General features: G+C 61.3%; 9 protein-coding genes. 4 read left to right on the top strand and 5 right to left on the bottom strand.

Translation table 11 applies throughout. From position 1 onward, the window contains the following. Nucleotides 1-2094, bottom strand: a complete 2094-nt coding sequence (locus WKW77_RS11740) for a glycosyltransferase family 4 protein (RefSeq protein ID WP_340357012.1) — start codon at nucleotides 2092-2094, stop codon at nucleotides 1-3. Between the two features lie 545 nt (nucleotides 2095-2639). On the opposite strand from WKW77_RS11740, the gene WKW77_RS11735 reads away from it, so the two are divergent. Both WKW77_RS11735 and gmd read left to right on the top strand, forming a co-directional pair. Continuing rightward, nucleotides 2640-5720: a glycosyltransferase gene (locus WKW77_RS11735; RefSeq protein ID WP_340357011.1), complete on the top strand. Its 3081-nt coding sequence runs from the start codon at nucleotides 2640-2642 to the stop codon at nucleotides 5718-5720. Between the two features lie 57 nt (nucleotides 5721-5777). Continuing rightward, a complete protein-coding gene (gmd, locus tag WKW77_RS11730) occupies nucleotides 5778-6815 on the top strand; it encodes a GDP-mannose 4,6-dehydratase (protein ID WP_340357010.1) in 1038 nt (345 codons plus the stop codon). Between the two features lie 99 nt (nucleotides 6816-6914). Here the strand turns inward: gmd and WKW77_RS11725 are convergent, their stop codons facing one another. The 3 genes from WKW77_RS11725 to WKW77_RS11715 are packed head-to-tail and all read right to left on the bottom strand — an operon-like array spanning nucleotide 6915 to nucleotide 10922. Beyond that, nucleotides 6915-7871: a GDP-L-fucose synthase family protein gene (locus WKW77_RS11725; protein ID WP_340357009.1), complete on the bottom strand. Its 957-nt coding sequence runs from the start codon at nucleotides 7869-7871 to the stop codon at nucleotides 6915-6917. A gap of 39 nt (nucleotides 7872-7910) precedes the next feature. Further along, a complete protein-coding gene (locus tag WKW77_RS11720; RefSeq protein WP_340357008.1) occupies nucleotides 7911-9089 on the bottom strand; it encodes a glycosyltransferase family 4 protein in 1179 nt (392 codons plus the stop codon). Nucleotides 9090-9095: 6 nt separating this feature from the next. Further along, nucleotides 9096-10922: a glycosyltransferase family 2 protein gene (locus tag WKW77_RS11715; protein WP_340357007.1), complete on the bottom strand. Its 1827-nt coding sequence runs from the start codon at nucleotides 10920-10922 to the stop codon at nucleotides 9096-9098. A gap of 207 nt (nucleotides 10923-11129) precedes the next feature. Here WKW77_RS11715 and WKW77_RS11710 point away from each other — a divergent pair, with 207 nt between their 5' ends. Together WKW77_RS11710 and WKW77_RS11705 are read left to right on the top strand one after the other, a co-directional pair. Next, on the top strand, nucleotides 11130-12380 hold the full coding sequence (locus WKW77_RS11710) for a glycosyltransferase family protein (RefSeq protein WP_340357006.1): 1251 nt from the start codon (nucleotides 11130-11132) through the stop codon (nucleotides 12378-12380). Further along, nucleotides 12358-13827 (top strand): glycosyltransferase family 4 protein, encoded by a 1470-nt coding sequence (locus WKW77_RS11705; RefSeq protein WP_340357005.1) that lies wholly within the window; start codon nucleotides 12358-12360, stop codon nucleotides 13825-13827. Before WKW77_RS11710 ends, WKW77_RS11705 begins: the two co-directional genes overlap by 23 nt. Here WKW77_RS11705 and WKW77_RS11700 read toward each other — a convergent pair. Continuing rightward, a complete protein-coding gene (locus WKW77_RS11700) occupies nucleotides 13824-14906 on the bottom strand; it encodes an FkbM family methyltransferase (RefSeq protein WP_340357004.1) in 1083 nt (360 codons plus the stop codon). The two genes, WKW77_RS11705 and WKW77_RS11700, sit on opposite strands and share 4 nt — an antisense overlap. Between the last annotated feature and the right edge of the window lie 43 nt (nucleotides 14907-14949).

The following is a 14949-nucleotide window of genomic DNA, read 5'->3' as shown; positions in this document are numbered from 1 at the left end:
TCAGGGCGCCGGGCGGCGCAGCGCCCTGATTTCCTCCAGCCGGGCCGCAATCCGCGCGCCCGCGGCCGGAAGCGAGAGGTTGGCTTCAGCGCTCGCCTTGGCGCGAGCGCCGAGTTCCCGGGCCCATTCCTGGTTTTCGTACAGGCGCCTCATGAGCCTGGCCGCCTCATCGGCGGACGGGTCCGCCCATTCCAGATCGGCCCCATAGGGCGGAATCGGCTTGCCGAGTTTCACGAGTTCATAAGGCACGAGCAGGCTGTTGCCTTCGTTCATGAAGTCGACGTTGCCAGAGAAGTTGGTCGCGATCACCGGCTTGCCCATCAACATCGCCTCGGCCATCGTCAGCCCCAGGCCTTCGCTCCGGTGGAGCGAGACGTAAGCGTCGCAGGCGTCCATCAGGGACAGCACCTCGTCGGGACTGTAGACCTGGTCGATCACGGTGATGTTCGCGCCTGCGGCGGCCTCGCGAAGCTCCGCCATCTGTGCCGGAAAGCGCTCGCCGAACGAGGTCTTGAGAACGAGCCGCACCGCGTCTTCTGGTCGGAATGCCTTCTTGAACGATTCGATGAGGCCCAGCGGGTTCTTGCGCTCCATCACGCTCACCATGTGGAAGGTGAAGAGGAAGGTGAATGGCCCGTCGCTCAGGCCGAAATAAGTGCGGCTCCTGCGCTCGAACGGCGCGAGCTTGACGCCGGGGAACAGCGTGCGCACGGGAATGGAAAGCCGTTCGCGCAATCCGCGGGCCACGAACTCGGTCGCCGCCCAGACTTCGTCGACCTGGTTTGCGTGCGCGACCCAGGACTCCGGAATGGAGTCGAACTCCCAGTACCAATAGGCGATCCGGTAGGGCCGAGGCTCGCGCTCGAAAAGATCCGCGCGCCGGTAGGCCTGGTCGAAGAACGGCTCGGGCTGGACGTGTATCACGGTCATGTCGTGGCATTCGGCGCCGCGGAACTCGACATGGTGCGGGTCGTCCTTCGCGTCCGTACGGACGTCGCGCAGCGAAGTCGACACGCCGACGGCCTCCAGGCCCTCGACCATCGATTCGACCGAAACGCGAAGGCCGGAGGGGTAGCAGAAGTGGCCGATGACGTTAAGGCCGACTTTCACAAGCTCAGTGGACACGACGTCGGCATCGAGGTTGCTGCACCAGGTTTGCGCGGCCTCGGGCAGTTCGGCTTCCGCAGACGTGAGCCAGGCCAGCAGCGCGCGTGCGGCGACCTTGTCGCAGAGCGCATCCGGGTGACGGGAGCGCCAGGCGCTTCGCGCCCAGTAGCCGATGCGAATCTGATCGACCGCCCCATGCCAGTCGGGCCAGGAACTCGGGTGCGTCCAAGACCCGGCCGCGCCGTACTCCGCGCAGAACCAGGCCGCGAAGGCTTCACGACCGAACACCGTAAGACCGTCCCGGTGTTGCTGCTGCCAAGCGGGCGCAAATGAGTAGGCCAGCATTAGTTCTCTACGCGGGTCGTGCTGGGCCTGCAGGAAGAGCCACCAGATTTCCTCGAGGCGCAAGTCCGATTGCCTGCGCCCGGATTGCATGAACCACCGAAAGAGATCGTGCATCCCCGCCGGGGTCAGACCCTGTGGCAGCACGGAGACCAATGCGACATTGGCGAGGTACGCCTGCCTCGCGCGATCACCCACGCCGGATTTCAGCGCATCGAGAACATGAACGATTGCGGCATCGGACAGGCCGAGTTCGACAGGCCCCACCTCGCGAAACCAGCCGGACACCCCTTCCCGGCCCCCGCTCAGTCCGGCCGGAAATCTCTCTCGAAGGTCTTCGCGCTTGCGCCACGTATCGATGCAGAAGCGAGCAGCGGACCCATGATCCACCACATCCTGCGGCGCGATGGGAGACCAGAGTATCTCGGCCTTCGACAAGCCGGCCGCGCGCGACACCTTGTCGTCGTCGAAGAGATCCAGCGATTCCGCCGGTGCGACTGGCGCACCGCTCAGACGCAATGCGACCCGCCCCTGCTCCTTTTTCACGAAAGGCGCCAGTCCTGCCCTGGCCTCGGCCTCGGCAGCAGCACGACGCAGCCGACCGCGGACGCGCTGCAGCAACCGCCATGAGGACTTCAACTGCATTGCGCCCTCCGGTTGTCCGGGTACCGTTGACTCAAGGGGGTAGCGAAGCTTGTCATCAGTCGGGGGATCGAGGGTTGGGCGAGTTTAGTCGTGGTTACGAGCCCCCTGCGGACCCATTTAGAATCGATCGCCGCTTGGCCGCACGCTCTTGCTGGAGACCCCACGTATCGCAGAGCTCGACAACACGACAAGACAGCCTGCCATGACTGCCCCTCCCCCTGGAAAACTAAAGGATGCCCTGCGTCGCGCCTCGGAGGCCTACAAGGATGGGCGTATCGCCAGCGGCCTCAAACGCCGCGCAAGAGAGATCCTCCGTCGCACAGCGAACCACCTCGAGAGCCGGCCTCGCCTCAAGCGCGCAACCCTTTGGTCACTTCGGCTCGTGCCCCCGCTGCACAAGCGCCTAGGCACGATGATGGAAGAGTGGCCTCAACCGAGATACAGAAACTTGAGAAGGCCGAGAGGTTCAGGTCCACCGGACCTGTCACCCGCCGCTCAGAATATTTTCTGTCGCCTCACGCGCCAGCTCAGCACAAGGGACCTCGATGCGGATCGTCATTGACCTTCAGGGCGCGCAATCGACCTCAAGTGCCACGCGCGGCATTGGCCGCTACACGTCCTCACTCACCCAAGCCATGGTTCGATTGAGGGGTGAGCACGAGATCGTCCTGGCGCTAAACGGGCAGTTTCCGGACACCATCGACCAGATCAAGGAACGACTCGGCGCGTTCGTTCCGCACGAGAACTTCCGGGTGTGGCAATCCGCACCTCACGCGCCTGCATCCAGCCCTGGCTTCAAGAGAGCACAGGAGAAGATGTACGAGGCATTTCTTGCAAGCCTCCAGCCGGACGTGGTCTTCATTGCCAGCCTTTTCGAAGGACTCGGCGATGCCGCCGTCACGAGCATCGGGAACTTCCTCACGGTCCCCACTGCGGTCACCTTGTATGACCTCATCCCGCTGATCAACGCGCGCCCTTATCTGGACGACCCGACCGTCAAGAGTTGGTACATGCGCAAGATCGGAGCGCTACGTCGCGCGGACATGTGGCTTGCGATTTCCGAATCATCCCGTCGAGAGGGCATCGATCATCTCGGACTCGATCCGAATCGCTGCATCAACGTCTCGACCGCCGCGGATGAGCACTTCAGGGCAATCGAAGTACCCAAGGAGCGCAGGCAGGCACTGCGGACGCAATATGCGCTGGACAAGCAATTCGTCATGTACACGGGCGGCATCGACCTTCGCAAGAACATCGAGGGTTTGATCCGGGCCTTTGGGATGCTGCCCATCGAAGTGCGCAGCGCGCATCAACTGGCCATCGTCTGCTCCGCCCGGCCAGAAGATCGGAAGGCGCTTCTCGAGTTGGCACGAAAGCAGGGACTTCGTGACGGCGAACTCGTCGTCACCGGATTCGTGCCGGACCAGGACCTCGTCGAGCTCTACAACCTGTGCACCCTCTTCGTCTTCCCCTCCTGGCATGAAGGCTTCGGCTTGCCTGCGCTAGAAGCCATGCGCTGCGGCGCCGTCGTGATCGGCGCGAATACATCGAGCGTTCCCGAAGTCATCGGATTGCCGGAAGCGATGTTCGACCCTCGGGACGATGCAGCCATTGCAAGCAAGATCACCCAAGCGCTGACCGACCAGGAATTCAGATCGATGCTCATCGAGCATGGCCGTCAGCAAGCCGAGAAGTTCAGCTGGGAGGTGTCCGCGCAGCGGGCGCTAGACGGATTGGAACAACTGCGCGCAGCCGGCAAGCGTCAGCAGCCGCAAGCACCCGGATATCGCCGGCTTCGCCCAAGACTGGCCTACGTTTCTCCGTTGCCGCCGGAACGCAGCGGCATTGCGAGCTACAGCGCGGAACTTCTGCCGGAACTCGCACAGCACTACGACATCGAGTTGATCACCGACCTGACGAGAGTTGGCGATTCGCTGCTGGGTGCCAGCTTTCCGCTGCGAAGCATCGATTGGTTCTGCAAGAACCATTCAGAGTTTGATCGGGTGCTCTACCACTTCGGGAATTCCGAGTTCCACCAGCACATGTTCGAACTGCTGGCGGAGATCCCTGGAACTGTCGTCCTGCATGACTTCTACCTGAGCGGTGCGTACCTATTCAAGGAACTGCGCCTGAATCAAGAGTTTGCGTGGACAGAGGCGCTGTATGAGTCGCACGGCTACCTTGCCGTTGCGGAGCGCTTCGCAGCGGAGGTCACCACCGAAGTCGCCGATAAATATCCTTGCAGCCTTGGCGTCATCACACAGGCGCAAGGCGTGATTGTCCATTCGCGCTATTCCATGGACCTCGCAAGACAGTGGTTCGGCGAATCTGTTCCGAACGAGTGGGCGCTGGTACCGCACCTGCGCGTCCTGGCTCAACGCGACGATGCCGGGCGAGCCAACGCGCGCCGCGAACTGGGACTCGGCCCCGATGACTTCCTGGTGTGCGAGTTCGGCCTGCTGGGTCCGACGAAACTCAACAAGCGCCTCCTCGATGCCTGGCTGGCGTCGCCGCTTGCAAACGATCCGCACTGCCACCTCGTGTTTGTCGGCGCGAAGGGCGCCCCGCCCTACAGCGTCGAAATGGACTGGCAGATCGCGGCGACCAAGAATCCCCGTATCAAGATCACCGGGTGGGCCAACATCGAGGTGTTTCATCGCTACCTGGCCGCGGCAGATCTAGCGGTGCAACTGCGCGCCAATTCCCGCGGCGAGACATCCGGAACGGTGCTGGACGCGATGAGCCGCGGACTCCCAACAGTCGTGAATGCCAATGGCTCCATGGCATCGCTACCCCCCGAAGCCGTGGCGATATTGCCGGACCAATTCACCGACGCGCAGCTTGTCCACACACTGGAACGCTTGTGGCGCAACCGATCCGAGCGACTCGCATTGGGGGCGCGCGGACGACAAGCCATTGCATCCCAGCATGCCCCGGAGGCGTGCGCCTGCGGCTATGCAGATGCCATCGAGAGGTTTGCCGCACGCGCCTCCGAGGGCCGCGACGCGTTGATCGAGTCCATCTGCGCCTCAGACGGGCCCATCGAAGGCGAGGAAGCCGTCCAACTTGCGCGGGCAATGACGTTGACGCTTCCGACTCCTGGTCCGATGCGTCAACTGTTCGTGGATGTTTCGGGGCTTGCTCATGGCGCCCCAAGCGTGGATACGCAATGGGCGGGCGAAGCGTCGCTGCGAGCGCTTCTGGAGGCCCCGCCAGCGGGCTACCGGATCGAACCGGTCTATGCGCAGCCCGGCAAGCCAGGCTATCGATATGCCCGGAAGTTCATGCTGGGCCTTCTGGGGTGTCCGGTCGCTGCGCTTCAAGACGCCCCCCTGGACTACCGACGAGGCGACCTTTTCGTGGGACTCCATATGCAGTTCCAGCGAGCGCCCGAGCAACGCGAGTACTTTCGCCAACTGCGCCAAGCTGGTGTCCATGTCGAGTTTGTCGAATCCGATCTTCATCCCACTCGCCTTGCAGAACCGTACGCGGCAGGCAGTGCCGAACCCCATCCGCAATTGCTGGAGGTGCTCGCCGAAATCGAGGTGGCCATCCGCAATCTGAGAGAATGCCACCCCCTGCTTGGCAGCAGAGTGCAAAAGCTTGAGGTTGCACGCGATCGCTGAAATCGATGTGCCCAGACCGCCCCCGGCTAACCGCCCCTCGCGACGTATCGGATATCCATGAAAAAGCGTGCTGTCGTTACAGGTATCACCGGCCAGGATGGCGCCTATCTGGCCGAGCTTTTGCTCGCCAAGGGCTACGTTGTCTACGGAGCGTACCGTCGAACGAGTTCGGTCAATTTCTGGCGGATTGAGGAGTTGGGCATCCAGCACCATCCCGATCTCCACCTGGTCGAGTACGACCTGACCGATCTCGGCAGTTCGCTGACACTGATGAAGGAGGCCGCGCCCGACGAGGTCTACAACCTCGCCGCACAGAGCTTCGTGGCCGCGAGCTTCAACCAACCGGATGCCACGGCACAGATCACGGGCATGGGCGCGCTGCACCTGCTCGAGGCCATTCGCCTGACCAACCCCCAGATCCGCTTCTACCAGGCTTCCACCTCGGAGATGTTCGGCAAGGTGCAGGCAATTCCGCAGGTCGAGGACACGCCTTTCTACCCGCGAAGCCCCTATGGCGTCTCCAAGCTGTTCGCGCACTGGATGACGATCAACTACCGCGAGAGCTATGGCATCTTCGGCTGCAGCGGCATCCTCTTCAATCACGAGAGCCCGCTGCGCGGTCGCGAGTTCGTGACGCGCAAGATCACCGACTCGGTCGCGAAGATCAAGCTCGGCAAGCTCGACGTGCTGGAGTTGGGCAATCTCGGTGCGCAACGTGACTGGGGCTACGCCAAGGAGTACGTCGAAGGCATGTGGCGCATGCTGCAGGCCAAGGAGGCCGACAGTTTTGTTCTGGCCACCAACCGTACCGAGACCGTTCGCCAGTTCGTCAACATGGCCTTCAAGGCGGCGGGGTATGAAGTGCGCTTCGAAGGCGCCGAGCAGGACGAGGTCGGGATCAACAACAAGACCGGCGAGACGCTGATTCGAGTCAATCCCAGGTTCTATCGGCCCGCCGAGGTCGATCTGCTCATCGGCAACCCTGCTCGTGCCAAGGAAAAGCTGGGCTGGGAGCCAAAGACGACGCTTGAGCAGCTGTGCGCGATGATGGTTGAGGCCGATCTGCGACGGAACGCCGAAGGTCACTCGTTCTGAGTCTTCCTTGAGCAGGGCGCTATGTATCCGCCCAAGGTTGGCTTTAGCACGAAGAGGCATCGGGCCTCCTCGCCTTCTCACATGACGTAGAAGAGCCTTTCAAGCATGGTGTTGAAGAAAGTCCTTATAGGCGCGGCGCAGACCCTCATCGAGCGCGGTCTTCGCCTTCCACCCCAGGGCCGCCAGCCGGCCCACATCGAGCAACTTGCGTGGCGTACCGTCGGGCTTGGTGGCGTCGAGCTTCAGCTCGCCCTGGTACCCGACGGTTGCCCTCACCAGTTCGGCTACCTCCCGGATCGTGACGTCTTCACCCACGCCGACATTGATCAGCGGCGCGACATCGGGCCCCGTCAACGTCGCGAATTGCTCGTCGGGAAGCTCGAGCAAGAAACGGATTGCGTCGCCGAGGTCCTGCGAATACATGAACTCTCGTCGCGGCCTGCCAGAGCCCCATACGACCACCGACGGTTCGCCCTTGATCTTGGCTTCGTGAAATCGCCTGATAAGCGCCGGCAGCACGTGAGAGTGTTCAGGGTGATAGTTATCACCCGGACCATACATATTGGTCGGCATGAGCGCGAGATACCGGGTTCCATACTGGCGGTTGAAGGACCAGCACGACTCCACGCCTGCGATCTTGGCTAGCGCGTAGGGCCGATTCGTGGCTTCTAGTGGCCCTGTCAGGAGGTAGTCCTCTCTGATCGGCTGGGGGCAGTCGCGCGGATAGATGCACGAAGAGCCGAGAAAGATCATGCGCTTTACGCCAGCCTCATGGGCAGCGTCGAACACGCTGAGTTGGATTCGCAAATTCTGGTGGAGAAAATCCACCGGAAGGTTGTTGTTGGCCAGAATGCCACCCACTTTGGCGGCACACATCACAACCATGTCGGGACGCTCGTCCAGAAAGAATTGGCGTGTGGCCCGAGAGTCCTCGAGGTCTAATTCAGCGTGAGTGCGTGTCACCACACCGTAGCGGGCCTCCTCCTTGAGGGCTTCGGTAACGGCCGTGCCGACCAGTCCACGATGGCCTGCAACGAAAATCTTCTTCTGAGTCATCTTGATGCTTTTGAGTGAGCGCCGTCGGCGCTGGGTCAGCTAGGTTCGATTCAGCGACCGACGCACCTGACGCGCCAGTCTCAACAAAGGGTGCCATATCGGCCGCGTGACCCGAAACATAGCGTAGCGATTCGCCAGCGCGCGCAGCGTGGTACCCAATGGCACAGCAGCAGCAGCGGGCAAGACCTCGGATGCCCGGACTTCATTCGGACTTCCAGAGCCGTCAGTAGTCAGAGCAGGGAATGTGTGCTGGTATTTGCCCACATACAACTTCTCGCTGGGCTTCAGGATGAAATCCACGATGCCCTCTTCCGCCGCCATCCATCTTGCGTGTCCCTCTATCACGCTGTCACGGGCGCAGGCCCCCAAGCGCTCGACGTTGGAGAAGTCGAGCGGACGGGGTGCGTGATGCTCGTAAAGCAGTCCGTTCACGCCAGACAGGATGTACTCGTTCATGGTCCCCTGATTGGGCGCCACAACACATTTGCCTCGCGCCATGGCTTCCAGGAAGGACTGACCAATGCCCTCCTCCATCCGTGGCGCAAAGTACACGTTGGCACGCTCAACTAACGCCGTGAGTTCTCTACGGTTCTCGAACCAGGTCGAGACGGTGATGTTATGCCGGGCGAAGTCGGCGTCCGATGGCAGTTGAGGCTCAGGCGCACCGGGATCACCGGCAAGGTGAAGGTGGAAGCCGTCAAAACGACTGCCTTCGATCAGCTGACGCAGCAACGCCCAGTTGATTTGGTCTTGACGCCGAAGCCAGAAGAAGCCACGCAGTCCCTCTGAAGCGGGGGCCACGACCGGCTCAACAGGTTGATAGAAGCGCGCCCAATGGCTCGCGATGCCGAATCCAGTGGTCAGGCAATGCAATGCGCTGGAGAAGTTCAACACCTTGGAGCCCTGGAACGGCGACCAGAACTCGGCTTGATTGACCGTGGGCCCCTGCCAGATTCCGAACTGGTCCAGCATAGGGATGTAAACGACGTTCGGGTGAACTTGCCGGAACGCCGCACGGCCGGGCGCGCAGTATGACTGGAACATGACAACCACGTCATGATGCTGCACCTCAGCCCAATTCACTGGGCGTCCGCCCCTCCAGCCTTCGTCCCAGAAGTCCTGTACCTCGTGTCCGCGTCGGCGAAGCATGTCGCGCAGAAAGTTGGTTGATCTCGTCGTGTGGTGGTAGGAGTGATCCACATAGGCGATTCGGGCCATGCCTATTTACCTCCGCAACCTAGCGTAACCACTGAGCGCGACCCGGTACAAGCGTGGATAACGGAATAGGAGACCCTTGACGAGGTCCTTGGCTGAGCGACGCACCGAAGGAATTCCTGTCGACTGCTCGGCCAGTGCAGGCAATGGGCACCGATCCGCCGGATGCTCGAGCTTGGTCATCGCCGCCCAGGTCAGCGCTAATTGAAAATCACGTTGCTGGGTGTGCTGGAAAAAGAGCCGGCGCAGGAGTGCGGTCAATGGCTCGTGCGGCCGATCGAGCACATCGTGAGGTTGATGTCCGAACAAGAAATAGCTGTCATATAAACCGTTGACCTCGCGCCTGGACAGAAAGGGAAAGCGCTCGGCCACGACACGTTGGCATTCTCGACTGTGCCCACCTGCATCGCCTGAGGTACCGCCAAGCGAATAGTTGACGGCTACCTCGCGCGTGTAGATGAAATCCACACCCGCGTCCACGCACGCCATGACCCACTTGAAGTCGGCGGCGATGCGGAACGTGGCGTCGTAGAGCCCCGATCGCTCGTAGGCCAGTCTCGTTGCGTACACACCGTTGTGGCAGATATTGGCGCAAGCGAAGTAGCTGCCGGGATGGACGAACATGGGCGGCCACTCGACTTCGACTTCCTCTGCCAGGTTGTAGATGACCGCACCAGTCGCCAACAAGGCCGCGCCTTGCGTACGCTTATGCATTCGGCGCACGGCAATCTCGGCTGCGTGAGGCTCGAGCCAATCGTCGGAATTGAGGACGCAGATCAGCTGCCCGCGCGCCAATGGAACCGCCTTGTTGATGGCGTCATACAGCCCGCGGTCGGGCTCTGACACAAAGTAGTCCAGGCGATCGGCGTGACGAAGAATCAGCTCGACCGTGCCGTCGGTCGAAGCACCATCCAGCACGATGTGTTCGACGTTTGGATAGCTCTGGCGCTGAACACTCTCGATCGCGCGACCTAGCGTAGCGACGTTGTTGCGCACCACCGTGACGTAGCTCACAAGCGGAAGATCGGGAGTGCCGGACTTGACCAGGCCCTTGGTGCGCAAACCGCCTTCGGGGCGGTCAATCGTGCCAGACGCGGGCAGGACATCCGTCCACACAGGCTTCTGCCGCGCGTGATCCTGCAACGACATGCCGAAGGCCGGCCCTGCAGCTCCATTGCGAAAACCGAGAAAGCTTGCCGGGGCGTCAGGGTCTGCAGGCACCTCGCCAGGGTATTGCCACAGCAAAGACACTGGTCGCGACCGGAAACGTCGATCGGCATCCAGCAAGGCGTCTGTCAACGACGACACGCGGGGGCTCGAGACGGGAGCTTGCGTGGCGCCCAGCGTAACAATCGACACCTGCGCGGGACTGAGCTCCGGTCGTAGACGCAGCAGGTCGTCCTTGACTTGCTGCGTCGGGACGACGACTACTGTCCTCACATCCAAGCTTGCCAACATGGAAGCGCGCGACTCATGATCGTTCTTGTCGACATTCCCGCCCGACGCAAATGCAAGCGAGCCGTAAATTATGTGAGCGCGGATCACAAAAGGATCGCTGCGCCATGGCTCTGGCACGACGCCTGCCGGTTGCGCGACGATGACCGTCTGACCGCCTTGCCTGGGCCGAGGAGCAGTCGACGCTCCACGGATGCCATGGTCACGCAAGTACTCGTCGGCGAGTTGCGCGCATTCATGGCTGGCTTCGAACTCGACGTCGAAGCAACCTGATCGTGCGAGATCGGCATAGAGGACACCACAACCCCGGACGGGATCGTCGTGCTCCGCGCGCACCAGCACGTCCATGCTCAACACCAGTCGAGGCTTGTGTTCATTCATCTGTCCTACTTTCCCACTCCGACGGTGTCAGGTCCTCGTGAATTCTACGTGAGCCCTTCCGAACACCACGCTGCAAACTGACCTCGGTGTTTGCTTGGCGTGCTCCCCCTAGGGTGTCAACTCCAGAGACCGCACACTTGGCGTCCGTAGAATGCCAGCGACATGAACCACCGCCGAACCACCCGCCGAGATTTGCACAAGACCTAGATGCCATCGATGAAAGTTCTTCTATCGGCCACATACCCCCTTGTCGAGCCGCGGCATGGCGGTCAACTCAGAACCCGCCACATCTATGAGATATACAAGAAGGCGGGTATCGACGTGGACTACGTTGGGATCTTCCCCGAGGGGGCATATACGCAACGTGCCGACACGGACCTGCAACTTCCTGGGGAACTCGGTGGACGCACTCTGCAGGAACACGAGCAGGCTCTCTATGACTACGTGTGGGGCATGCACATTGCCAACAACGAGTTGGCCCGATGCTCGCTGCTCAAGCGCATTCGCGCCGGCCGGTACGACTACATTCAGATCGACCTGCTGTATGTCTGGCCGCTCGTCCGCGAGTGCCTGTCGCAGCTTGGCCCTGACGAGCCCCGCCCTCGGATCATCTACTCCTCCCAGAACATCGAGCATGAGATGAAGCGGCAGATATTGCAGGAACTCGGCGCACCTGCAGGGACTGTCGAACAGTACGGCAAAGAGGTGTTCGAACTCGAACGCGACATCGCCCGAAAGGCAAGTCACGTGTTCGCCGTGTCGGAATCCGACCGGAACACGCTCAACGTCATCAGTGACCGAAACGATTGTGTGCTCGCCAAGAATGGCACCTCGTATTCCACCGTGTCTGAGCGTGCGACCGAAGATTGGCGTCCCGTCCTGCCTTCGGACCCTTTTGCGGTATTCATCAGCAGCGGACATCTTCCCAATGCCGTCGGCTTTTCGACCGTGATGGGGCAGTCAATGGCGTTCCTGCCTCCGGACCGAAAGCTCGTCATCGCGGGCGGCGTGACGGAGGTGATCGAGCGTACCAAGGCCTACAGAAGGTGGTCCGGCATCAACAATGCCCGCACATTGCGGCTCGGCATCGTGGACGACATCGGGATCGCGGCGATGCGTCGCTTTGCGCATGTATTCATCCTTCCAATCACTGCCGGCGGCGGCTCGAACATCAAGACGGCCGAAGCACTACTCACGGGTGCCCATGTGCTGGGTACGCCCACAGCCTTTCGCGGCTATGAGGAATACATTGATGAACCCTCCGTATACGTGGAAGCGGATCCGGTCCGATTCCGAGCGCGTCTGGTGGAGTTGCTCCACAGCGGCCGCGCCAAACTGAGCGACGCCGATCTGGTCGCCCGGAAGCGTTTGCTTTGGGAGTCCGCCCTGTCGGCCATGCCGGCCCAACTATTCAAAGAATCGTCGCTTCATGCCCATGGAACAACTGATCTGGTTTGATTTCACAACGTCACTCCATTGGACACGTTCAGCGGTGGGTGTCGTCCGGGTCGAACAGGAATGCTGCCGGTGGTTGCTCACCAAACTCAAGGACCGCGTTCGCATCTGCGTCTTCGACCAGTCCGTGGGTCAGTTCGTTGAATTGGGTGTTCAGGAAGCATGGAAGGTGCTCGGGCGAGACTGGAGCGCGAGTTCGGCGACCGTCAACTCATCGATTGTGCCCGCACTCAGCCAGTCGAATGAGCCGACTACCCCTGTGGGGCTGGCAAGGCGGACCGAGCGCTTTCTGCGCCGGGTGGCCCTCGCGACACTGAACCGGCTCCCGCGTGCATGGCAGTCAGCAGTTCGCAGCTACTTGATCGCCTTACGCCGCACTCTGGCCTACGGCTACCACGAGTTGAAGGCGACTCGAGCGGCCAGTGCGGCGCCATCCACGCGCGGGAGTGCGCCTGCCCCCGAGTCACTCCGCCACCCGTGCCGTCCACTGGTCCGGTTCCAGCGCGGCGACATCTACCTGACCATGGGGCTGGACTGGGATCACGGCGAGAAGATGGATGTGCTGTACCGCGAAAAGAAACGGACCGGCCTGAGGGTCATCAACTTCGCCCACGACATCATCCCGGTGAAGTTCCCGCACTACTACCAACGCGGCAAGTTCGACCTGTTCTCGGCTTACTTCGCCACGATGGGCTGGACAGCGGACAGGATCATCTGCAATTCGGAATGCACCGCACGCGATCTGGAAGCATTCCTCGAGCACGTGGGCGCTCCACGCCCACCCATGTCCGTCGTGCGGCTCGGCGACGCGCTGCCCGCCACGGACGGCGGCAAGCCCTCACCGGAGGTGGCGAAGCTTCTGGATGCGCCTTTCCTGCTCGCCGTGTCGACGATCGAGATCCGGAAGAATCACGAGTCCCTATACAGGGCGTATTTGCGGCTCATTGAATCCGGCTTCGACGTGCCGAAACTCGTGTTGGTCGGCATGATCGGCTGGCGGGTCGATGATTTCATCTATTCTCTTCGGAATGATCCAAGAGTCGACGGCAAGATCGTGATACTTGATCACGTGAGCGACGCGGATCTGGTCACGCTTTACAGACGCTGCCTGTTCACGCTCTATCCGTCACTCTACGAGGGGTGGGGGCTGCCCGTCGCCGAAAGCCTGGCTTACGGAAAATTCTGCCTTGCCTCCAACGCTGCCTCCATCCCCGAAATCGCCGGTGGAATCATCGACTATGTCGACCCTTGGGATGTACCACAATGGGCCGAGAAGATACAACTGTATTGTTCCGACCCAGCGGCACTGCGCAACATGGAGCAACGCATCGCCACCCAGTACCGGCTCACGTCCTGGGAGACCACGGCCGATCAGATGATCGCGGCAATTGAAGGCATGCGCGAATGCAGCGACTCAGGAGTTGCACGCCCAGCCCTCGCCGCCAGTTAGCGAGCGGACGAGTCGCTCACGAAGCGGCGCAAGTGACGTCCAACAAGTCGAAGCGGCGCGGTCAAGCGCCAGGATCTGGAGTTGCGTAGCTCGCCCAATTCGCTCTGCAGCCTGCCGATCTCATTGCGCGCGTCCATCAAGCTGCTCTGCATCCGACCGATGTCGTTGCGCGCATCCCTCAGGCCGGATTCAGCCGTCTCGGCGCGGACAGTGACCTGATCCAGACAGGCCTCGATTTCTTGCAGCCTCAGGTCACGCACGGCCAGTTGCGACTGACTGCGCGACAACTCGTCCTGGCTCGTCTGTAACGACGACTCGAGTCCGGACACACGCGTTGTAGTCGACGCAAGGGTGGACTCCAGCCGCCTCAGCTCGTGGCGAGCCGACTCCAATGGCGCCACGACAAAGTTGTCGAACACGTTCGGCGGATAGCGAAAGGCGTTCCTGAGTTGCGCCTGTTCCTGCGCAACGTAGTAGCGGTTGAGTCCGTCCGCATAGGCGAACTCGAATTGCGCACTGGTCAAATGCGGTTCCCATTCAGAGAACGATTCCGTCTGGGAGTTGGGCAGGGTCGCTTCGACGACGACGATCCAGGGCCGGTGCCTGGTCCAGTCGTTGCCCCGAAGGACCTGAAGCTCGAAGCCCTCCACGTCCACTTTGAGGAAATGGACCGGTTGGCCGGACGGCACATGTCTGTCCCAGACTCCGCTCAGCGTCTCCACTTCCACTTCGATCTGTTCGATCCCATGCCCAGCATCAAAATGTCGATCGGCAATCGACTTGTCCAGCGTCGACAAGCCAGTCGCTCCAACCAGATTGATCGTTGCAGTGCCAAGCGCTTCGCCCAAGGCGCATCGCAGATTGATGTCGCGTGGCCGCCGATTGACGAGCTCGGCGTAGTAGCCAGGATGCGGCTCGACATTGATCCCCCTCCACCCTGATTCGCTGAAAGCGCGCGTGACCGAATCAAGGTCGGGCGACTGGGCGCCAATATCGATGTAGAACCCTCCTTGCACATGCCGGAGGGCGCGCCAGAGCATCACATCTTCAAAGTTTTGTGCGTAGGAAACGAAGCTCATGCTTGATTGTGAATGAACAGGGATCTATCGCCGAAGGGCCGCA

Source organism: Variovorax ureilyticus (assembly GCF_037889935.1).
Taxonomy (GTDB): domain Bacteria; phylum Pseudomonadota; class Gammaproteobacteria; order Burkholderiales; family Burkholderiaceae_C; genus Variovorax; species Variovorax ureilyticus.
The sequence above is the reverse complement of the archived record's forward strand: the minus strand, read 5'-3'. Positions and strand labels throughout refer to the sequence as shown.